Annotated in this window: 12 protein-coding genes and 1 pseudogene; 6 read left to right on the forward strand and 7 right to left on the reverse strand. The window is 58.9% G+C overall.

Going from position 1 to position 22,041, the window contains the following annotated elements; translation table 11 throughout:
- Positions 1–249: 249 nt before the first annotated feature.
- Positions 250–516, reverse strand: a complete 267-nt coding sequence (locus GGD63_RS40845; protein WP_312013432.1) for a hypothetical protein — start codon at positions 514–516, stop codon at positions 250–252.
- Positions 517–609: 93 nt separating this feature from the next.
- The gene (locus GGD63_RS28090) at positions 610–1,692 is read right to left on the reverse strand and encodes an MATE family efflux transporter (RefSeq protein WP_312013433.1); all 1,083 of its coding nucleotides are present in this window, start codon (positions 1,690–1,692) and stop codon (positions 610–612) included.
- Between the two features lie 720 nt (positions 1,693–2,412).
- Here GGD63_RS28090 and GGD63_RS28095 point away from each other — a divergent pair.
- The 3 genes from GGD63_RS28095 (at position 2,413) to GGD63_RS28105 (ending at position 6,485) form a co-directional block, all read left to right on the forward strand.
- Positions 2,413–2,712 carry a hypothetical protein gene (locus GGD63_RS28095; RefSeq protein ID WP_183246680.1) on the forward strand — a complete coding sequence of 100 codons (300 nt, stop codon included), beginning with the start codon at positions 2,413–2,415 and terminating at the stop codon, positions 2,710–2,712.
- A 1,217-nt stretch (positions 2,713–3,929) separates the two neighbouring features.
- Positions 3,930–5,228, forward strand: a complete 1,299-nt coding sequence (locus GGD63_RS28100; protein ID WP_183246682.1) for a glycoside hydrolase family 28 protein — start codon at positions 3,930–3,932, stop codon at positions 5,226–5,228.
- Between the two features lie 255 nt (positions 5,229–5,483).
- The gene (locus GGD63_RS28105; protein WP_183246684.1) at positions 5,484–6,485 is read left to right on the forward strand and encodes a pectinesterase family protein; all 1,002 of its coding nucleotides are present in this window, start codon (positions 5,484–5,486) and stop codon (positions 6,483–6,485) included.
- Between the two features lie 804 nt (positions 6,486–7,289).
- Here the strand turns inward: GGD63_RS28105 and GGD63_RS28110 are convergent.
- The 3 genes from GGD63_RS28110 to GGD63_RS28120 all read right to left on the reverse strand — a co-directional run bounded on the left by GGD63_RS28110 (position 7,290) and on the right by GGD63_RS28120 (position 11,308).
- Positions 7,290–7,907, reverse strand: a complete 618-nt coding sequence (locus GGD63_RS28110) for a J domain-containing protein (protein ID WP_183246686.1) — start codon at positions 7,905–7,907, stop codon at positions 7,290–7,292.
- A gap of 1,185 nt (positions 7,908–9,092) precedes the next feature.
- Positions 9,093–9,353, reverse strand: a complete 261-nt coding sequence (locus tag GGD63_RS28115) for a hypothetical protein (RefSeq protein WP_183246689.1) — start codon at positions 9,351–9,353, stop codon at positions 9,093–9,095.
- A gap of 116 nt (positions 9,354–9,469) precedes the next feature.
- The gene (locus GGD63_RS28120; protein ID WP_183246691.1) at positions 9,470–11,308 is read right to left on the reverse strand and encodes an NEL-type E3 ubiquitin ligase domain-containing protein; all 1,839 of its coding nucleotides are present in this window, start codon (positions 11,306–11,308) and stop codon (positions 9,470–9,472) included.
- Positions 11,309–12,053: 745 nt separating this feature from the next.
- On the opposite strand from GGD63_RS28120, the gene nopM reads away from it, so the two are divergent.
- From nopM to nolL, 3 genes are all read left to right on the forward strand, one after another.
- Positions 12,054–13,799: a T3SS effector NEL-type E3 ubiquitin ligase NopM gene (gene nopM, locus GGD63_RS28125; protein WP_183246693.1), complete on the forward strand. Its 1,746-nt coding sequence runs from the start codon at positions 12,054–12,056 to the stop codon at positions 13,797–13,799.
- Positions 13,800–14,427: 628 nt separating this feature from the next.
- Positions 14,428–16,680, forward strand: a complete 2,253-nt coding sequence (locus tag GGD63_RS28130; RefSeq protein ID WP_246785670.1) for a hypothetical protein — start codon at positions 14,428–14,430, stop codon at positions 16,678–16,680.
- Positions 16,681–17,343: 663 nt separating this feature from the next.
- A complete protein-coding gene (nolL, locus tag GGD63_RS28135) occupies positions 17,344–18,450 on the forward strand; it encodes a nodulation factor fucose acetyltransferase NolL (protein ID WP_183246695.1) in 1,107 nt (368 codons plus the stop codon).
- 759 nt (positions 18,451–19,209) lie between these two features.
- Here nolL and GGD63_RS28140 read toward each other — a convergent pair.
- Together GGD63_RS28140 and GGD63_RS28145 are read right to left on the reverse strand one after the other, a co-directional pair.
- Positions 19,210–19,563, reverse strand: a pseudogene (locus GGD63_RS28140) (DUF3892 domain-containing protein).
- 260 nt (positions 19,564–19,823) lie between these two features.
- On the reverse strand, positions 19,824–21,839 hold the full coding sequence (locus GGD63_RS28145; RefSeq protein ID WP_183246698.1) for a hypothetical protein: 2,016 nt from the start codon (positions 21,837–21,839) through the stop codon (positions 19,824–19,826).
- Positions 21,840–22,041 lie beyond the last annotated feature (202 nt).

Below are 22,041 nucleotides of genomic sequence, written 5' to 3' on the forward strand. Positions count from 1 at the left end.
CTTGATGTCGTCCTCGGTGGTGATGCCGACCTCGGCCTTAGCCGGGTGCCAACGCCGCTGTACCTGACCTGTCGGGCAGCGCGGTAGCGCAGGAAGAGCAATTGTCAACTTGTCGCAAGATCAAGAGATTGGTCGATCGTGCTCGGCCTTCAAGCATCCGTCGCCGAGCAGTAAACTTAAAGTTCGTAGGAGCGAGATTCGGCGCCGCCTCGACGTGCTTAGCCGAAGGCGCGATCGAGGGCTGAAGGCTCAGGCTGAAGCATCGCTCGTGCTTGCAATGGCAGGTCTGTCCGCCAAAAGCTGCAAGCGCAGTACGAGGAGGGCCGCGTAGACGGCCTTGCCGATCGATAGGCCAATCCAGATGCCAACTGCGCCGAGGTCAGTTTTCAGGGCGAGCACGTAACTGAGCGAAAGCCCAATCAGCCAGTAAGCGATGCCAGCAAAGAGGAGCGGCACGCGTGTGTCCTTTAAGCCACGAAGGCTGCCAGCCGCGATGCTTTGGACGGCATCAGCCATGAAGAAGCTCCCGCCAACAAGGATGAGAGTTGCAGTCAGCTTGATCGTGGCGTCGGCGTTCCTCGCCGATTGGCCGACGAACAGCTCGGCGATTTAAAACCGAGTTCCGACCACCGCAATCGTAGCAATCGCCGCGATCACGATTCCGAGCAGCATGGCGGCAGCGCCTGCTCGCCTGATGCCGGACAGATCGTTGCGGCCGAGTGCGTGTCCGACGCGTACGCTCACCGCCATCCCGATGCAGAATGGAATCATGAACAGGGCCGTTGCGACCTGGAAGGCAATCTGACGGGCGGCAACGGCCGTGGTGCTGATCAGACCCATCAGAAGCGCCATCGCAGAAAAAAGGCCCGATTCCATGAAAATGGCAACCGAAACCGGCATCCCGATCACGATGAGCTGCCGCATCAATGGCCAATCGAACCGCCACAGATATCGGAGCACCTGGTAGTCGCGAAACGGGCGACACTGTGTGACGAACCAAATCCCGGCAAGGAAAGTCACACTGTTCACGAGGCTGGTCGCAAGGCCGGCTCCGAATAAGTCAAGTTGCGGCAAGCCGAATTGGCCGGTGATCAACAGATAGGCCAGCAGTGCGTTGGTCGGGATGGCGGCGAGCGTGATCCACAAGGCTGGCGTTGGACAGTTGACCGCCGCCATGAAACTGCGGATCGCCAGGAACCACAATGCCGGCAATATGCCCCAGGCCAGCCCGAACAGATATTGTTGAGCTAGCCGCGCGATGGCTGGTTCGTAGCCGAGCGCAAGCACAATTTGGTCGCCCTGCAGCGGCAAAACCATGATCGGCGCCCACAGAACGATTGCAACCCATAGCCCCATGCGCACCGAGCGCCGTACCAGAGCTCCGTCCGCCGCACCACATGCTTGGGCCGCGAGCGGACCCACCGCCGAGATCACACCGGCTGCGAAGGTCAGGCCGACCGACAAGATCATGCCGGCAAGCGCGGCTGCCGCCATTGCCTCAGTGCCGATATGGCCGATCCAGGCTAGATCCGTCGCCATCATCCCGATCTGTCCGAGCTGCGTGAGCGCGATCGGGGTGGCGAGTGTTGCAGTTGCGGCGAGTTCGTCGGTGAGTTGACGGCCAGCTACCCATTTCGCCAGCCGACGAGGCCGCGATGCGGGCGTTTTTTCTGCTGTCTTCCTCGTGAACACGCTGCCCCGGATTGCGCGCTTCAGCTATCCTTCTGCCCTCGCTGACACGATCTTATCGCTGCGGTCGCGTTCGCATCATCGGCGCCATGGCCAGCGATAGCATGTTCTCACAGAACAACGCACCGCTCAAAAATGGTGAGAGCATTCTGGTCCACGTCCGCAAAATCTTCTCTCTATATTGACCGCTGCCATAGTGAGCGCTGCTATCACCTCATGGTTGCGACTTTAGCTGTCTCGTTCAAGACGTCGTTTGTTTCAAGCCAGACAACAGCACCGCCTCCCACGAGGTGCTGCGGGAAACCGACGTCGTTTCTTCATAAAAACGCTCGAGCGGCATTGGCATGCCGGTTGCTTGAATATGTGACGAAACCACTTGTGATCATGATGCTCGTTCAGCATCCGGTTGAGGTATTCAGATGAACTTGCCCGCTTGATCGATGGCAGAGGTCTCCTGATGCACTTTCCAAATCGTGCGCCTGCGTCGCGAACTCTGCCATCTCGGATCGCGCTCCGGTTTCCCGGGCCGAATCCGATCGCCTTGTAAAGGGCTCGGGACGAATGGCGGTCCTCAACAAGATGGTGCACACCGCTGTAAAGGCGTTGTACCTCAGGACGCTTGTTTGCGTCAGTTTTGGCCGCTGGCTCAAGCGGCGGGCAGCTGCGAGATACCGAGCCTGGGTTCGTGAAGCTAAGCGGCGGCCTTAAATCGGTGCTTTGCAGATGGTCAATGAGCTGATGCAGGACGATTGGGATCCTGAGAAAATACTCAGGCAACAGGACGAGCTCAAGGTCAAGCTGCTTCGCGCCCAATCGGTTGTCGCCGAATGTAAGGCAGGATTGGCGGATCTGGAGCGAAGGCTCGAGCGTCGAGCGGTCTCATCGTCGATCGATGAAGGCCAGCGCGACTCTGCGGCAAACAATTCAATACGTAACGCACGACCGCCCAAATCGCGAAGCGTCGATGATCCTGTTGACCAGGATGCTGCCGTGGCGTTTTCGAGTCGATCATGGGACCGCTGAAAGCTGCCGCCGCGCACGTTAGCGGCGAAAGGTTTTGTCACGGACTTGGCGAAGATCTCGAGACGCATGGTGTTGCGAGCCCGGCGGGCGAACTGGACAACTGGATGCGGCACTGCCGATAGGCTCGGCTTTTGGTTGATCGCGGTGCAGGGGATGCGCGAAGAGTAGCACTGACGTATCGCCGCATCTTTGGCTAGAGTTGCCCTGTTTCGGGGGCTGCTCACGTAGATGTCCTGAATCGAATGTCGAAGAGCTCTCCACCTTGAGCCAGGCAGTTCGCTCGTTTTGTTCGTCTTCAAGGCGCTCAAATTGCCGGTAGACCTGTCTGGAGGGGGACGCGAGGGCGCGTTCAATGACGCGATGGTTTGCTATGGCCGTGGGCAAGGCATGCGAGTTACTGGTGGTGCTGACCGCGGAAGCCGACCATGCCTCGTCCGGCACTGCATGGAGGATGACGAGGACTGGCTGACTCTGTCCGCAAATGATCACAATGCACCCGAAAGAGGGCAGGTAACGGCAGTCACCTAAGTTCGTGAGAACCCAGGAAGAAAGTTTCCCGGCGCGAATGCGCTCCAGTGCCGGCCGTAGCCTCGTCAGCTTCTCGAAAGCTTCTCCGAATACGGACTAACCCAGTGATCCTGGACGGGAGACTGGCATGGACTCGGGGCTCAATCGAAGCGAAGCGGATCGCCTTGGACAAAGTTTAGCGGCAGCGGCGATGAACAGTCCATGTCCCTAACCCCGCGGGCGCTCGATCTCGATCTTGCCGCCGTGAAAGCCGATCCGGCTCCGCGTTTGTCCAACGACGTGTCGCTACACATCTTGCGGCGCGCCTTCCAGGCTGAACGGTAGCTTCGGTGTCGGGTGACCCTGGGCGCTGCTGTCAGTTCTTGCAGTGCGGGTCTTTGATCGAACCTCGATGGGACGGAGCGTACGGATTGACGCGCAGTTGAGATGCCGCCAATCGGGACCGGTCGGCGCTTAAACACTGTGAGAACGCTGAGAAGCTGTTTGGATTCTGGGCGATCGCACAACGCTTCGTCGTTTTCGCGCATAGGCAAGGTGCTACGGCGCGATCGCACGGTCGAGGCCTCTGCTGCGTCTTATAAATGTCATCTTGCGCGGGCCAGTGACGCGCGCGACGGCTCGATGGAGCCAGCGCTCAATACCAGACAAGGCACGCGGCAGGATGCGCGTGACAAAGCATGAGCAGGTCTATGATAAAGCGTTTTCGCAACTGGGTCCTATTGTCCATACTCACCTCCATGGTTGTCTGCCCCGCCGCAAAGGCGCAAGACCGCCGGACTATCACCGAACCTGTTGCACCTCATACGGTCTGCGATCGCCCTGTGCCTTCGGGCAAGAACGATACAGTTAGCCTGCAGGACGCCATTGAACATTGTCCCGCTGGGGCTGCAGTCTATCTCGGGCGCGGCGAGTTTCACTCAGGTCCACTCGAGATGAAATCGGGCGTGACCTTATGGGTCGGACGCGGTGCGACGCTGATCGCCATTCCCGAACCTGCTGCTTACGACAAGGGCCTCGGACAATGTGGTCGCATCGCGGACAAGGGCGACGGTTGCCGGCCATTCATCAGCTTTTCTAAAACGCGTGGCGGCGGCATCTACGGAGAGGGCATCATCGATGGTCAGGGCGGGGCAATTATTGGCGGCGGCGCGGAAAGCTGGTGGCAGTTAGCCCGTCGCGCCCAAGCCCAGGGAGGCAACCAGAACGCCCCGCGATTGATCCAGATCGACCATGCGCAGGACATCACGTTCTCTGGTGTCACGTTGCGCAACGCTCCCAATTTTCATGTCGCGATGAGCCGGGTCGAAGGTGCCACGTTTTGGGGCCTCACGATCGATTCACCGGCGGATGCCCGCAACACCGACGGCATCGATCTTGGCGCAAGTCAGGATGTGACCGTCACCCACAGCTTGATCCGTACGGGTGACGACAACGTCGCAATCAAGGCCGGCGATAATGGTTCAAGCAGCCATATCTCGATCATTGATAACTATTTTGGCTGGGGGCATGGCATGTCGATCGGCAGTGAGGTGAATTCCGGGGCCAGAGACATATTGGTGCGTAATCTGACGCTGGATGGTACGACGTCTGGCCTGCGCATCAAGAGCGATGTCAGTCGGGGCGGTCTGGTCGAGAGCGTGACTTATGAGTACGTGTGCCTGAGGGGCAACAAGTGGCCGGTGGCTTTCGATACAAAGTATGATCCGCGCGCACAAGGCACGAGGGTTCCGGTCTATCGGCAAATCGTTCTCCGTCATGTGCATGGCGACACCGGTGTGTTGCTGATGCGCGGCCTGGACGAGAGGCATGCACTTGACGTGACACTCGAAGATGTCCGATTTGCCAATTCCGCGACTTGGCAAGTTGAACATGCGAACGTCACCGCAAAACATTCTGACGTATCACCGCCGCTGCCCGGACGAGCTGCAGAACCGCTGCTGCGCGGATCGGAGGTATGTTCCAGGGCATTCCGCGACGGCAATCGGTAAGCACGACACTCGGTGCCGAACTCGGGTGCTGAGCTCCGCATCTGGGGCAAAGATGACCGGCGTTGACGAAGGTCAGCCTCATGCCCCGAGGTGTTTGCAATTGTCCGACGGTTTGCAGGGCCGCGAGCGAAGGTGACGTGCAGGTTTCTGATTCGGCGCGAAAAATGTGTTGACCATGCGCGGCGGCTGTCCCGCGGCGGTACCTTACATCGGCTGCGTCGACCGTGCCGCGAACTCAACGAAGAGTGAGATCACATGCGAATTTTGGTGCCGTCTGCGCTTCTGGCCGGATGTTTCTTCATCTCGGCAGCGTACGCTCAGCCACTATTGGTGTCGTATGCCGGAAATGCAGACTATCACTCCGTGCAGCAAGCCGTCGACGTGTTGCCGGCGGAAGGGGGCAATGTCCGGATCGCGCCGGGCATCTATCGCGAGAAGGTCAAAATCTCCAAATCCGGTATTCATATCGAAGGGACTGGCAGGAAGCCGGAGGATACGGTCATCGTGTATGGCGACGGCGCGATCAATGTAGGAGGAACCGCCCGTTCGGCGACGCTGGATGCCGCTGGCGATGACTTCCGGCTCGAGAATCTGACCATCCAGAACGACTACGCCCTCAATCCGGCCAATCCACCCTCGCAGGCAGTAGCGCTGTCCATTACCGGAGACAGGGACGTCGTTACGCGGGTCCGCCTGCTCGGTGCCCAGGACACGCTGTTTGCCGGTAAGGGACCAAACGGCAGAATGTCACGACAATACTTCTCGAACTGCTACATCGAAGGGCATGTCGATTTCATATTTGGCAACGCCAAGGCCTGGTTCCGGCAATGTGAGTTGCACGGCATTGCCAATCAAGCGGTCATCTATACCGCTCAGAGCAAGGCAGCACCGGATGAGGACAGTGGCTATGTTTTTGATCATTGCAGGCTAACTGCCGACCCTGCTGCGCGCTATATCGCACTTGGCCGCCCCTGGCGCCCCTACGCCACAGTGGTCTTCCTGGCGGCGAAGATAGATGCCCCCGTGATCGCGGAAGGGTGGCGCGAATGGACGCCCGGCAAGACCAATACGTTGAGGACAAGCTATTATGCTGAACACAGATCCTTCGGCGTCGGGGCCAACCCCTCAGCCCGCGAGCCTCACTCCCATCAACTGACAGATGGCGAAGCTGCGAGATGGTCGCTGAGCGTGTTCTTCGGAGGCGCCACAGATTGGCTGCCAAAAGAACCGTATCGATGGAAGACAAAGCAATGGTGACGAGACGACGGCGATCGTCGGATGAATGACGGGGGAGTGCGGATATGACGGCGGCGTGGGCTGTCACCGACATCGCGCTGGGCACCAGGTTTGTCGGTAATCGAAAACCTCACCAGACGGTTACTCACGAACAGGGAAACGCGCAACTGCGTGCGATAGCCCAGTGCTGGATGAACGCGATGCACGGTGTGGAAGGCGATCAAGTTCACGATGCCTGCCTTGCCTCGCGGCGATCGGCAGAGCCCTTGAGATAGGTGGGTGGCGCGGGGCGCTACAGCCCCTGGCTATGTCAGAACCGGCCGTGAACCCCGCGATCCATCGGGCTCTCGTGATCGATCGTTGATCCCGCGCTACCGAGCGAATAGGCCTGGACGGGTCGCTTCTTCGCCGAAACCCTTTCCATACAGCCAACGAGTGTCCCCAGAAACGTTTGTACTTTCGTGTTGCCTCTCAAACAACGGAGGGATCGATCGTGCGCACCTCCTGTTGGAGCCTCCAACCGGCGGTAGTAGCGACTCAGCCGTCAGGAGTGCGAGGAGCCGTTTGGCATTTCCACGAACTCACCGCTGGGCCGATGCAGCCGCCACGTGCGCAGGATCTTGCCGCATCCCTTTTTCCCGCCCTTCTTCCTGACCGCTGCGCGGAACGAAACGAGCCGGTCATCGTGTCGATTGTCCGCCATGGTCGCCCGAAAGCGTTAGCCAGGGAAGTCAAATTGCCCGCGTAGCCAGAGCAAAGCTCTGAATGGTTCCGTCCTCCACTTCCGATGCGCCGTTGAGGCCCGCTGAGATGTTCGGGCTAGCGCTAGCGCACCACGGTCTTGAGGTACTGGTAGGCCTTGATGATCTCGACCAGGCGATCCTCCGTGGAGCGGTCGCCGCCATTGGCATCGGGATGGTGCTGCTTGACCAACACCTTGTACTTCGCCTTGATCTCGCCGAGCGTCGCATTGGCATTCAGGCCCATCACCTGCAACGCGTTGCCCTCGACATTGAAAATCTTGCGCGCCTCAGGCTTGGCCTTCGCGCGGTGGCGGGTACTGGCGCGTCCGTTCAGCTCGACGATCGTGCAGAGGGCATACCAGTCGTCCTCGAAATTGGCAGTGCTGCCGGTCATTTTGTGTGCGCTGATGCTCTCGCCCATCTTCCAAGTCGGACGATGGCCGGTCAGCGCGTCCCTCTCGTAGCGCGCGACCGCTTCCGCGTCCATTCCAGAGAAGAAATTGTAGGACTGATTGTATTGGCGAACATGGTCGATGCAGAAGTGCCAATAGGCGCGCGCATTGTCGCGGCCCTTGGGCGCGGGATGGGTAGCCTTGTTCTGGCAGCCAGGCCATTCGCATAGCGCCGCGTGCTTGCGCTCCTGCGCTTCCTGCTTATTGATGCGAATGGAGTCGAAGATTTCGGATGTGTCGATCAACATGACTGCTCCGTTGGCGGAGCGGCAGTTAACAGAGCCGCTTCTATGCTAGAGACTTGGTTTGGACGGCAAGTCGGGTCTGACTCGGCCTTTGCGTCTAATGATGTAGCGGGCACTTCCCAGCAATTGACATGCCAGGACTCGCGAAGTTGATTCAGACCATCATCTCTTTGAGATTTCAGATCGACTCAATCGAAATTTGCTGTCGGGTTCTGCACATGGAGGTCTTGAATGGCACGGGGTGAGTACTCTCAAAAGCCAAGCGAAGGCACTGCTCGGCGGTAATCTGCGCAACGACGAAGGCGAGCGACCTCTTCTGAATCTTCTTTCGAAGCTTGGAAAGTCTTCCGTCTTGCGTAGCGAAACAGAAGGCGCATTGTCTCGATTTGAAAGGCATTCGGAGCCGCTCGTTCACGAATCAACGCAAGTCACAGCGTCTGCGCGCCGCCGACAAAGCGCCCTGCTCACCAGCCTACCCAGCAAAGTCTCGACGATTCGCTGTTGGAGCGGGTGGATGGTAGCGCTGGCAGGGCAGCCGGGATCGTAGGAGGTGCTTGGCAAGGCGCTGCAAGCCAGGAGATTGCTCGGAATGTGCAGCAGGCGGCAATTGGTGCGATCCAGGTCGCTACAGATACGGGCAAAGCCAATCGAAGTGCGGACCAGACCGGCACCACGTCAACGCGGGTGCTTGCCGCTGCCACGTCCCTGGCTGAGGATAGTAACGTCTGAAGCTGGAAGAGCAGAGATTCCTGGCCACCGTAGCGGCGGCTTGACAAAGCTTGGACGCTCCTGAAGAAGATCTGCTCGAGTGCGTTATGTCGCTTTACCTTGATCGGATGTATTTTCCACGCCGACGTCTTGGGCGGCGCGACTGACGCACAAGAGCCCAATAGGGGCCTGAGATCAGCAGCTGCCGACAATAGGTACTCCATCTCGTGCAAAGCGCCACTTTGCTTGAAAAAGGCGCACTTGCGAATGGGATGATTGCCGCTTTTCGTCAGGACGAAGTCAAAGCTAAACGGGGCGGCAAAACGTTCGCGGCAGCTCCGAACGTTAGTGAGGCGACATCTGTTACTGTGCGTCTGATGGCTCCAGCGGCTTCGATCGAAAGAAAGCGTACCTGCCGGAATGCGTTCAGCTCGCCATCAGCTCGGCTGGCCTACCACCTACAAGGGTGAGCGAAAGCCTTCAGGTGATGAACGCAGCGCCTTGCTGAAGCGCGCTCACAATGCCGATCAAGCCATTGGTCTGGAGCGGCAGCTTCGCCAGCACCGCTAGGAAGCGTCCGGAGCCGAGCGACGGATCGCGCGCATGACAAACTTTCCCAGATTCTCCATCCGGATTGGCAATCCTTCCGGTCCAGCCTCGGTTACGGATTTCGTAGTCCAGAGTCTCGTCGGCCCAGAAGAGAGAAGGGCTTCCTTCACTGAAGGTTGGTCTCGACAACATCCGAGACGATCAGAGCTGCCCGCCTGGCATACACCGGCGAGCTGAGACAACGATCCGGGTTGAGGACGACCTAGGAGTGACCGGGCCGGAAGCTGCTCTAAACGGCAAGGGCCGCTTCATAGGGTGAGGCCGTGCTCGTTGAGCACCTTATCTCTGAGAGCCCCCTTGATCTCACGGGCGATCTCTTTGCGAACTGCAGCACCCAACTCTCGCTTGGCATCCTCGACAAGGTCAGCTTCGACCCCGATCAAACCTTTGTCGGTGAGCTGCTGCTGCAGCCGGCTGTCGAACTCCGTCCCCATTGCAGCAAGGAGCTGATCGTGCGCCGTGGCGTGGTCTTCGGGTGCGATGTGACGCACGACGTCGTCCCAAGGTTGCCACTCCACCGCCAAATAGTCGGCGAATTCCGCCGCCTCCCTGTTCCGCACGGATGTCTCTGCGCTATCGACGTCAGCGTCGGTGACGCCGGAGACCTCAAAGAAGCGCATGTCCGGGGCGACGTGTTGCAGTCCCAGCCGCTCGCGGAGCTTATTTTGGTAAGCAAGAAAGACCTCAATGGCATCGACATCTTCGACGTTGTTGCCCGCGCCTAGCGAGTCAACCTTCTCGCGCGCAATTCTCTCCAGCGCGTCCAGGCGGAACATGACCCGCCCCATCTCGATGAGATCGGGAAGCCGGGCCTTGTTGTTATAGGCGCCGTTCTCGACGTCTGCGATGAGGCGTGCGGTCTGCATGCCGTTCCAGGTCAAAGTTCTGCGATCCTCGCAGCTCTGGTTGGCGTCCAGGGCCAGTTGGAAGTAGCGCTTGCACAATTGCGGGTTTTTCGCGGCCTGCCGCAGATCATTGGCCACCGACTGCCGGAATTCTTCATTCCCAGAGTTCACGGAGTCGAACAGTTTGCCAAGGAAGAGCGCGTATTCCCGGGCGCCCGGCTCTTCGGCAACGCTCTGCCAAGCTGCCAGCACCTCTCGATCGCCCTCCTGTGGATCGCCCCGGAGCCAGTCTGCGACCCTTTCAATGAGAGCATCGGCCTGTCCATCGTCTGTCCCGGACAATTCACCGGACAATTCACTTTCGTCATCGCGCGAAAGGTGGACGGTCGGACCGACATAGCTCTCGGCGCTTAGGACTGTATCCAGATTCGTCAGCACCTGCTCCGGCAGCGGATTCTCAGTCAGAACTATGCGGCCACCAACGCCCAACTGCGTCAGCAGGTCCTCGGGCAGACTCGTCAACTGGTTTTGGCTGGCGTCGAGAAATTCCAGTCGACCAGGGAGGGCCTCCGGCAAACGCGTTAGTTGGTTTTCGCTGACGTCGAGAAACTGGAGCGTGGCAGGAAGGACCTCCGGCAGATCCGTCAACCGATTGTGGTTGGCGTAGAGATACTGGAGCGCAGCAGGGAGGACGTTGGGCAGATCTAGCAACTGATTGTGGCTGAGGTCGAGAAACTCCAGCGCAGCAGGTAGGACCTCGGGCAAGCTCCTCAGCCGGTTGGAGCTGGCGTCGAGACCTCTGAGCTCGGTCGGAAGCGCGGGCAGGCTGGTCAGCTGATTGCCCCTAACGTCAAGACGCTGGAGCGAAGCAGGGAGGCTATCGGGCAGAGTGGTCAGCCGATTGAAGGGCACATCGAGCACGACGATACCGGTCGGAAGTCTAGGCAGGCTAGTAAGGGACAGCGATTCGAGATCCAGCCTAGTGGCCTCGCCGCGAGCATTCACTCGCCTTACTGCTTCTTCCCGATCCTCGAGCGGGCCCACCTCCGTTTCAGCAGCCCAATTCTCAAGTACCTCGTCCTCATTATCCTCTGCATGGGCTGAGTCCCCGGAGTTTTCTGCGTAGCCTGTCATGACTGCGTTCCACCGCGCCGCCGCTCCGTTTTCCCCGCCCTCTTGTCCGGAAGATGCAGAAGGGATGCGACCGCCGCGCTGAATCTGTCCTGCCTCAAAAGGATCCATCTCACCCTCCCTTCGAAACTGAGTAGACTCAGCCCATGGTGACATGCTCTAGGACCTAAGACACTTAGCTTTCGATAAGCTGACAGACTATCACCGTAAGGTGGCAACGATGGCATCGAAGCCGGCATGACTGTCGGTACGACGATTTTGGAACAGTGACTTGATCTCGGCCGAGGATAGTTATCTCCAGCCTACACGTTTCTGCGGATACCAAGGCGGCAGCGGCTTCAGTATAGGGCCCCAGAGCCGCGATGGTGCTTTATCCCAACGGCGGCCAGCGGAGTCTTTTCGGCCGAGGAGCTGGAAACGACAGGCGGCAGGCGGTCCGAACGGCCAAGTTCACGACGCCCCTCTCAGATGCCCTAGGCAGTCGGTGTCGAGCTGGTCTTTGCGAAGCTTGACCGGTTCACTCGCAAGCCGGCTTGCCTCACTCATCAGTGGCAAACAGAGCAACTCGGAGGTTCTGCAGCGACACTCGTCAGCTGATCGACAGGTAGGCCTGCTAACGGCAGAACGTTACGCCCGTTGACTGTCCTGCCGGACTTATCTGGTCAACGAAAGGCAGCAAGCTCACAGCAGTATCGATCGATTTGCCGGGTCGGGCTCGTGTGAAGCTGTACCCACTTAAGTCGGCGAGAGCCGCAGAGCACGTGCACCGGCGGTCGAACGATCATTGTGCGGCGCAACCACCTGCTTCGCGAGCTTGAGAAGCGGGATATTCTTGCTTCTGACGATGGAGAAATTGATGAACACGGGACAGGCACAGTGGAGTGCAGGTTCTTCCTCGGCGCCTTCTGAAGACGCGGACCAGGAAAGCTACCTCGGCGGCTTCAATCGTGCCGTCGCGAATTTGGTCGAAGCCTTGACTGGGTATCGGACCCCAGCCTCCGCGCGCGCGCAGATCCTGGACAATTGGGTTGCCGAAGAGGGGCAGGGCGAAGCCGAGAATAGGCGACAGGGGCGCAGACGAATCAGGAATTCGGATAACACAGGCTCGCGCTCGCTGGATTTGTCCTCGCTCTCGCTGACCGCTCTGCCCGCCGCCCTGCCGCCAAGGTTGCTGGAACTGCGCGCCAGGCACAACGAGCTAAGCAGCCTGCCTGCTATGTTCCCACCCGGTCTCCAGCATCTTCTCATTAGCCATAATCGCTTGACCAGTTTGCCGGACGATCTTCCGGCGACCCTCTCTGAGCTGGAGGTCGCTGACAACAGCTTGACCAGTCTGCCGGCAAACCTTCCGGCCGGGCTCGAGATCCTGAACGCAAACGACAACCGGCTGACCAGCCTGCCGGACGCTCTCCCGAGCGGGCTCACCTCGCTTGCGGTTAGTGGCAATCAGCTGACCGACCTCCCGGAGTCCCTCCCCTCGTGGCTCATTGAACTCAATGTCAGCGGCAATCAATTGGCCAACCTCCCCGACCCTCTTCCGAGCACGCTCCAATCACTCAATGTCAGCGGTAACCGGCTGACCAGCCTGCCTGAAGGTCTTTTAGATGCTCTTGTGCCGAATAATAGCCTCTACTACCCGCATCTGGAGAGCCTCGAATTGGGGGATAACGCGCTGCCGGACGATGTCCTCGCTCATCTGGCGGCGGCTGAAGCGCCACCGCAGCTTGCGCAGCAATCCCTGCATGAGGCTGCCGCACACTGGCTCGCAGACCACCCGGCCGTGCTGGCCGAATGGCAGCACTTTGCGGATGAGCCCGGCGCCCAAGACTACGCACAGTTCCTGGAGAGGCTACGAGGCACCGTGAATTATCGCAATGGCGAGTTTCGGCAGGCAGTGGCTGATGATCTGCGGCATGCGGCCGCCAATCCGACGTTGCGCGAGCAGTTCTTTGCGCAGGCTTCCGAAGCCAACACGAGCTGCGAGGATCGCGTCACCTTGCACTGGAATGGTATGCAGACCGCGCGCCTCAACGCTGACGTCAAGGACGGGGTATATGACGATCGGCTTGGCGATCTGATCCAGCGCGGCCGTATGGCCTTCCGCTTGGAGGCGTTGGACGAGATCGCGCGCGACAGGATCAACTCGCTCGCGAGCGGCAACCCGAACGTAGACGACATCGAAGTCTACCTGGCCTATCAACATCGGCTGCGCGAGCCGCTGGAGCTCAGTCACCTCGCCCCTGACATGCACTTCCTGGCGGTCTCTCACGTAAGCGAGGATGATGCGACGGAGGCGCTCGACCTGGTCCGGGAGCGGGAAGCAAGCCAGTTCACCGACTACATGGCCAGCCGCTGGCAACCCTGGGAGACGGTGCTGAGGCGCATCGCTCCGGACGAACATGCAGCGATGCGAGACCGGGTGGTCGAAGCCATGGACGAGGAGTTTCAAACCCGCTTGGGTCAGCGACTGGCCGAGCATGGTCTTCTAGGCGATCCAGATGCCGAGCGGGTGCTCGGAGCCCAAGTCCGAAACGAGATCGCTGGCGAGATCAAAGGCGAGGTCATGCACCGTGTGCTCGCAGAGCATGGCCTCGAACTATGAGGCTCCCAAGCCGCCGCAGAGATATTTATCATTGCTCTGCGGCGGTACGTAAAGATCGATCGTGAAGCCTCGCCCATCGCTGCCAAGGTGCTTTTGCGCCTTGGCAATGCGCTGCCGTCAATGAGGGTCTTTCGGTCTTGCCGAGTGACGAAAATTCCCGCGTGCCAGACGAGGGCGTATCTACGTCCAGTCGAAGGCGCTTCGGGACGAGAGGTCCTCGGTCGAAAAGTTGTCGAGGAGACCAAGGCGCGCAGCGTGAAATCATCGGTTGCGGAGGCGCTGCCGCAGCCAGCCAGCTCGGTTTGACGAGGCAGCTAACTTTTCGGGCGGTGATGCTTGAATTCGGCGCACGATCGACAGGCGATCCATTTTTATATCGGTGGACGAATTTCGTCAGTTCGAACAGGGGGCCGGCGAAGAGGTGCGGTAAAACTGGAGCGACCCCTCGTCAGGCGGGTGCCGATGCGAGGCCGGTCTTGCGCGCAGCAACATCCTGATCTCGTCAGCTTTTCGAAAGGTTGCGGCTACAACAATCGAGAATCTGCTTCTTGCTGAACGAGCTGCTATCTGGCCGTAATCCAGGCCCTACGGATTGCTGCAGGGTCTATATAAACATGAGGAGAGCAGGATGGATCCGGTTGACCCATTCTTCGATTCAGGAGCCTGGATGCGGGAGTACGCCGCCCTGCAGGGGCGAACTGGGCAGCGAGCGGCCAGCCCAAGCGAGCAGGGTGACTTTGAAGGGCGGCTGCAGGACTTGAATCTCGATCCGTCTGATGAAAGGAACTCAACTTCGCCTGATCGGCCAGCCGCAGGAGGTGGTCGAGCAGTCCGGCGGGAGGATTTCGGCGGTTCGATGCGGGCGCCGCCGCACTCCGCGTTTAGGGAGAGTGCGCTGGGCGGCACGCGCCGGAGCGTAGACATTCCCACCTTTCAGCTTCCCGGTTCGGGGCAAGTGCCGCAGTCTAGTTTGCGAGATGATCTGTTCAGCAGCGCACGTTACAGCTTTCCGGACGCAGAGTCTGCCGCCTCGGCCAAGGGCGGAAAAAGCCGCGGTTTATGGTCACGCTTCAAGTCGGGAATCGGCAAGGCTCTTGGCGGGAGCGGCAGTGAAAAGTCGCCGCGCGAGGTGGGCCAATCTGACGTCTTTTCGACGAATTTGCGAATTGATTACGCCAGGCAGCCAGGCCGGACGCGCGGGGTCCCTCCGGCCGATGAGGCGCTCATTAACGATTTCAGAAGGAAGGCGACGGGTAACCTCAGCGACGGCACGATCAAGAATGCGGCAACCGATTTGCGCCATTTGAGCGCGCGCCTGAGCACGGCTGGCAGGCCCTCAATTGCGGATCGGATTCGCCGGGAATTGGAAAACGCGCAGCTGGAAAATCCCGATGTGGAAAACCACCAGCTGGAAGCTGAGCTCGATGAGGATGTCGATACCTACGCAAAGGACCGGGGCAGGCGCATCAAGGCCGCCTTGAAGAAGCTTCGTGAGGTCGGTGCCGGAAACGCCCTGGCGGCCGATTTCCGCCGACTGGCTCCTCACGGCGCGGACGTAACCCTGATCGGCATGTGGGCGGCGGCGGAAAAGGCGACAGGCAGGATCGACCCGAAGACGATCGACAGGCAAGCTCGCCGCATGTCGAGGCTGAGTGAGTGGCTGCAGACGCATGACCGGCCACCGATCGCCGGCCGACTGTCCACCCCTGGGCTCGCTCAGGATGTCGAGGAGTACAGGCACGATACCGACGACAGCAAGATCAACGCTGATCTGGTCAAGCTTGGCCAATACGAGCAAATCCTGGAGGCGAACAGGGCGCTCGGATTGCTGCCTCCTCAGGACTATGGTCATCCGTCTGCGGAAGGTGCTCGGCAGGTTCACTCGCCGCAGGAACTTCCCGCAATGCCGGCAACGCCGAGCGCGGGAGCCTGGGAATGGCTTGGCGAGCAAATGCACGGGCCCGCCTCATCGATGCCAGCGCCGTACCGGGGGGCAGACGCTGCCTCTTTACAGCAGCTTCCTGCAACGCCAGCGACGCCGAGCACCGGAGCCTGGGACTGGCTCGGGGAGCAGATCCACGGTCCTGCGTCACCGGTTCCAGCGCCGCACTGGGCCGCCCAGGCTGATCTGCCAGTCGAACTTCCTGCGACTCCAGCTACCCCAAGCCAGGGCGCATGGGCCTGGCTTGGGCAACAGATGCAAGAGCCCGCATCCTCGTCGTCAGTTCGGCCCCAATCGTCAAACATTTATGCCGGCCTCGATTCCTTCGTCGATCTGGACCCGTCAACGCCGTACCACTTGTGTGACGATGCGCACTCTGCGCCAGCACCTGAGCTTGCAGCCGCATCGTCGTTCGCAGGACTGCCGACGGCGGCTCCGGAGCTACGGGATATTGGCACACTTGTTGGCGCCGGCTGGCGCCACGGCTCGCAGGCGGCTTCAGACGTGTTGATCGATGTCTTGGGCAATATCAATCTGCTGCCGAACCAGTTTGGACCAAGTCAGTTTGCGATCAACGGTGAGCTCTATTCGGCTACGTTTGGACCAGGCGGTCGCAGGGATGTTCGCCTGGTTCATCACCCGCGCGCCGGTGGGACGAACGAGGCCGGGCCATCCCAGCCGCTGCATCGCCCACCGCCAATCGTAAGCGCAAGGCAGACCGAGGAAAGTGCAGTCGATCTTGGCTATCTTATCCGGGGCGGCTGGGAGCATAGGGAGCGATTCCTGCCGTCTTACCTCGTGCGCGTTTTGGAAGGCGAGCGCATCATGCCCCAGCCTGGGCGGCCGACCTATTTCGAGATCCGCGGAGTGCCTTACAGGGGCGAGTTGGTGGAAAGCGAGGGACGCCAGCGCGTTCGCATTCTTCCTGAACGTGGCTGAAGAGGCAGCAGGGCAGCAATCCCCGTCTTTCGGCGGGGCAGCTCGCGTGAGGCGTTCTATACGCGGCTTTTGGCAGGCGAGATCGGCTGCTAGGTCACGGACTGAACCGTGCAGCTTCCTCTTTGTAGAACCAGGCAGGCTCATTGGATTCTACGAATTTGGTGCATGCCCTAAGCTGCCGTCTGCATCCCTGATCCTTTCACAACGCCAATTCTTGTCTTGAAAACCTTCGCTCAGCGAGCCCTGCAGGTCGAGCGCATTTGTCATCGACGGAGCACAGCGCGGAGCGCAGCCGACGGAACAAGCACCAAGAACATGGCTACCAGACAAAGGTTTGCTGACGAATGCTTTTCCTAACGATGGGCCAAAATCCTCGGCGGGCGTGTTACTTCGCAGCGTGCATACGCTTAAGCCTTCATGCGCGGTTCAGTTATTACGCAATGGAATGACTCCTCGCGATGACTTTCAAACAGCTCTTCCGCTTAGTGCTTGGTGGGAAAGAAATCGATAAACCATCGTATAGCTCGTTTCCCCGTTCCCTTGGGTCTTTATCCCACAGTCAGCTATTGGAGTGCAGACTCGAGCGGCGATTGTCTCCGCCGTCATCGGACAGGTCGATTTGTCGCGAGCTATGTATTCGGCTAATTGGAAAAGCGTGGCGGGATGTTGATACATCATGTAACAGGAAAGGTCATGCCTGAGACAGCGCACGATCGCGATCTCGCTTTGGACTTCACCAAAGGAGTGCTCATTATTCTAGTGATCGTCGGCCACCTGATCCAATATATCCTCTACCGAAATGAAGGGTTTTGGGATTCGGCAAGTTTCAAATGGATCTACATGTTCCACATGCCTCTCTTCATGGCGATAAGCGGTTATCTTTCCTGCCGAGCCCTAACGGGAAAGCCCTTCACGAAAGCCGTCTGCGATCGTGCGATGCAGCTCCTGTTGCCTATGCTGTTTTGGTGCTCTCTCCTGGAGACATTAAAGTTGACCGTGTTTCCCCGACCGGCGGGCGGAGCAGACAACGTTTTGCAGTTCCTGAATGATTTCGCCGGCGCATACTGGTTCGTCTGGGCCGCGTTCATTTGCTTTCTTCTCGCCAAAACTATTTCGATCTTCAATCATTCCTCGTCCTGGGTCTTCTTGGTATCGGTCATTCTGGTCGTCCTCGCACCTCTGACGTTTTCCATATTCCCTCTCATAAAGTATACGTACCCGTTTTTCTGCTTGGGATTCGCATTTGCGCAGTCGAGAGAGCGGTGGACGAGCATAGTGCGCTCTCAGGGGCCGTTCTTGATTATGTCTGCCTCAATGGTGGCGATGATGTGCTTTCTGGTCTGGCGCAACGACACTTATGTCTACAACAATCTCGCTTTGGTCCAGGATTTGCAGTCCGCAAAGAATGTGCTTCTGATGTTTCTTGGCTCCGCAGCTGCCTCAGCGGTGATGATTGCGGTCCTACTTCGATCATGGAATATTGGCCGATCAAATCGGGTGGTCCGCTTTATCGCCGCGAAACTGGGACAGAGCACGCTGGTGCTGTACTTGATCCAGGGTACGGTATTCCGTCTAATGGATTCGATACAGTATGGAGAATTGTGGAGCCCCACAACGAGGGGGGCCGCGGCTGCATTTCTCGGGACAATGATTGTTGCCGTCGCGCTTGCGGTTCGCTGGATCGTGCGCGACATTCCTTATCTGTCTCAGCTCATGCTCGGAGTGCCACCCCGCTCCTTCGTTTGTCGAACCAGCCCTGCCGATAAGTAGCTGTAACCGAAGTCTGGTCAGAAGGCTCTCGCAGACCATCGTAGATTTGACCTGCGACTGAGTATTTGCTCCGGAAGGAGTTAGAGGACGGCCCGAAGAAGGACGGACAAATGAAGCGCGCCAGGTTCACGGAAGAGCAGATTATCGCGTATTGAAGGAGCATGAGGCTGGGGCGAAGTCAGCCGACCTGCTCGCAAGCAAGGTGTCATCTTGATGTGCTTGTGCCGATCTTCTGCGGCCAAACCTCACTTTATCGCGCTCCTTCATGAAGTGAAGGCCAGCCGCCAATCCTGGTAGGCATCCCACGAGCGCTCTTGGCGCTACAATTCGCAGCCCGTGGAGCTTTGACGACACTCCTGGGAAGGCGAGGTGGTAGCTTTGTTATGGCAAGGCAGCCCCCCAAGTTAGTGGCGCGTGGTAGGGACAGCGCTTTTCGGGGCCGACAGAGCGCCGAATCACGTTGCCGCTAACTTCCGCTTTGGTCGAAGTGGACGGTGATCATAAACGGGACAAGCGTTCGCCCGCCGAGCTGAGGCACCTGGGGCGGATATTACGCGCTGACCAGATGACACCTGGGGCCATCATCAAATGCCGACGCAATCGCCTTTTGCGGTTGCCCGACGATGCGTTCGGGGGGGCATCCCGCGCATTCAGCCTTCACGCTCGCAAGGCGCTGACTGGTATCTGGGAGGGTCGTCCGGCCTACCTATCGGGCAGACCCCCTTGAGAAGTGGGGCTCAAGGTGCGGACCGGCGATCATCAGCGACACTCGACGAGCAGCGAAAGGACATTGTCGGGTTGGATGCCGTCCACTGTCGTCTTGATGTACTTGTGCCCGTCGCGAGTGGCTCACACCACATCAACCGTGCGGCCGTATTCTTCGACATAGAACTCCCATTCGCCGCTCTCGATGTCTTTGATTGCCTGATCGATGGATCGCTTCCGCTGCGTTCCGTCGGGGTTTAGTCCGCCGACGTGTGTGATCCTTTCGTGAGGGTTCTTTCGGTCCTTCTTGTTGGTGCAACGAATGCGTGCGCGTTTGGCCATTCGAGTCTCTCCTAGATCGGCAACCAGCTTAGACGAAGGTAGTCGATCAAGGCTGCCATCAATCATGGTAGGCTCGCTGGAGTCCTACGCGATACAAATTGGCGGTACCCCGAGAACCTCGCACCACCCGCGGCTGCGCGGGCGATCGCGATGTGCCCTTTGCACGAAAGCGGACGGGGCGGGTTGATCATCCGGCTTTCCGAAAGCTCCTCTGCTTATTCATCATCAAGCATGCGCCGAAGCTCACTTGGAGGGAATTGCTCCAGATCCAAAGCAAAGTCTTCTGGATCAATAGACGCTGGAGCGGCAAGGTGATTATCCTGTCGTCAGTGAAGCTCGTCATGTAAGTCCTTTGCCAGTTGCTGGAGCTCCTCGGAAGGCACGGAGACTGGGACGTGTTGATTATCGACAAGATCCAGTACTCGCCGAAGCTCCCCCTGAAGAAGCTGCTCTGAATCGAATGCGACTTGCTCCTGGATAAGAGACGGCGAGGCGAATTGATTATCGTTCCTTTCCTGTAGCTGCTCTGCGGACTCATCATCAAGCAGTTGCCAAAGCTCCTCTGGAGGGGGCCGCTCTGGATCGAAAGTAAATTCTTCTGAATCAATGGCAACAGGAGGAGCGAAGTGATCATCCCGTAGTCCGTGAAGCGCGTCGTGCAAGTCCTTTTCCAGTTGCCGCAGCTCCTCTGGAGGGACGGAGACTGGCGAGTCGCTGGGTTGATCATCGAGATGATCCAGTACTCGTCGAAGATCTGCCTGAGGGAGCTGCTCCGAATCGGATGCGACTTGCTCTTGGACGAAAGCCGAGGTGGCGGGTTGATCATCTCGCCCCTCGGTAACCTCCTGTGCGTCTTCATCCTCGAGCAGTCGCCGAAACTCCGCTGGAGAGAACTGGTCTGGATCGAAAGTAAAGTCTTCCGGATCAATGAAGAACGAAGGAGCTGCATGATCCTCCAATCGTCCCTGAAGTTCGTCGTGCAAGTTTGTTTCCAGTCGTTGAAGCTCCTCCTCTGAACGGACGGGAACTGGCAAAGGGATGGCTTCGTCATCAAGATGATCCAGTCCGCGCCGAAGCTGCTCCTGAGGAAGCTGCTCTGGATCGACCGCGACCTGTCCTTGGAGGAGAGCCGACGCCAATGGGACGGGTAGATTTTCCTGCACCTCCTCATGCTCCTCTTGCCGCTTAGCTTCCTGCAACGCGCCGTGCTGCGCAGCGGCGCCGTCGATGCGTATCGGGTCCGTCAGTGACGCGGTTTCGGGATTGATTGGAGGCACGTTGGGAGGATTGAGCTTGGCGCGAGTGCGCCCCGGACGCACGATGGGCACGACTACGCCCGTCGACCGAAAGGTCCGCAGATGCTCTAATGCCTTAACGAGTCTGTTGCTATTAGAGGAACCGCTGAACTCGCGCACGTCACTGCCATCGCTCAGCGATTTGCCGTCTAGCCGAGCAACAATGCTTGGCTTGTTGTTTGCGAAGAGCCAACGGCTATAGCCAATAAGAGAACCTGCATGCTGCTTCGCCGTAACGGCGGCCGTCCCGCCCTCAATAAGCGCCTCCTCAAGCCTGAAGATATCGGCAGCATCCTCGGGATAAAGAGGCCGCCTGTCCCACTGCCCCCGGATTATGACGCCCGTTGAGGCGACCGGCATTGCTCCGCCACTTCCTCCTGAAGCGGCGCTTGCGCTCGGTTTCCGATATACCAGAACTTCTTCCAGATCGTTCAGCGTCCTCTGTCTTTTCGCTGCTCTCGATTGAGCTGCGTCTTGTTCATGATTGATGGGGGCCTCCTCGCTTGCCAGAAGATTGCTCCGGGCACGTGCATCCATCGCTTCGTCCGGGGATTGCTGGCCATCGCTAGATGCGTCTTTCGCTGAGGGGAGCGCGCGCGGTCGCCCGCGACAAACCAAATGACCGGAATCATGATACGCACGAAGGACGCTTACGCCTGTCTTCATGAGGGCGTCTTTCGGAAAGTAAGTATCTAAGTGATTAACCAGGGACTGGTGGTCCTTTAGATCAGTCGTTTGGCCACGGGCGCGAAGATCATTCGCCAGTCGGCGAAGTGCCTGAGTATAAAGCTTGACCGTATTCGGTTGTGGGTTCTTCTGATCCACATATTGAGCAATTGCCTTATCGATAAGGTCCCGGTCTTCTGTAGATAGATGGGGATAGGAGCCTCCACCTCCGACGGGAGCGGGTTCGGCCTGCCTCGCCTCAGCCAAGTGCTGCTCAAAGCCATCTTGTCCGGCCTGGCTCGTCTGCTGCTCTTGCGAGACGGCGTGCTGCACTTGCGACCAAGCTGGCACGTTAAACGGGTCAAAATCTTGCGGGTCCACGCTAACCTCACCTCCAGGATCACCTGAACAGGTCTGCCTAGTCGGGCAAGCTTTCGAGAACCTGACCTGGCCATGGTTCCGCGCGGAGAGTTATTCGGGGTGCCCAACCTCGGAAATGACCGCGCTCGGGACCAGGCTCTCTTGAACAATCCGCCTCACCCTCCCTGGGATCCAACGACATCTTTTGTCCATAAGCTCTTAC

The organism is Bradyrhizobium sp. cir1, from assembly GCF_014198245.1.
Taxonomy (GTDB): domain Bacteria; phylum Pseudomonadota; class Alphaproteobacteria; order Rhizobiales; family Xanthobacteraceae; genus Bradyrhizobium.

Coding starts and splice junctions, on each gene's coding strand:
- GGD63_RS28105 (WP_183246684.1), top strand. CDS start 5,484: ATGCGAATTTTGGTGCCGTCTGCGCTTCTGGCCGGATGTTTCTTCATC.
- GGD63_RS28110 (WP_183246686.1), bottom strand. CDS start 7,907: ATGTTGATCGACACATCCGAAATCTTCGACTCCATTCGCATCAATAAG.
- GGD63_RS28100 (WP_183246682.1), top strand. CDS start 3,930: ATGATAAAGCGTTTTCGCAACTGGGTCCTATTGTCCATACTCACCTCC.
- GGD63_RS40845 (WP_312013432.1), bottom strand. CDS start 516: ATGGCTGATGCCGTCCAAAGCATCGCGGCTGGCAGCCTTCGTGGCTTA.
- nolL (WP_183246695.1), top strand. CDS start 17,344: ATGTTGATACATCATGTAACAGGAAAGGTCATGCCTGAGACAGCGCAC.
- GGD63_RS28130 (WP_246785670.1), top strand. CDS start 14,428: ATGGATCCGGTTGACCCATTCTTCGATTCAGGAGCCTGGATGCGGGAG.
- GGD63_RS28095 (WP_183246680.1), top strand. CDS start 2,413: ATGGTCAATGAGCTGATGCAGGACGATTGGGATCCTGAGAAAATACTC.
- GGD63_RS28115 (WP_183246689.1), bottom strand. CDS start 9,353: ATGTTGTCGAGACCAACCTTCAGTGAAGGAAGCCCTTCTCTCTTCTGG.
- nopM (WP_183246693.1), top strand. CDS start 12,054: ATGAACACGGGACAGGCACAGTGGAGTGCAGGTTCTTCCTCGGCGCCT.
- GGD63_RS28120 (WP_183246691.1), bottom strand. CDS start 11,308: ATGGATCCTTTTGAGGCAGGACAGATTCAGCGCGGCGGTCGCATCCCT.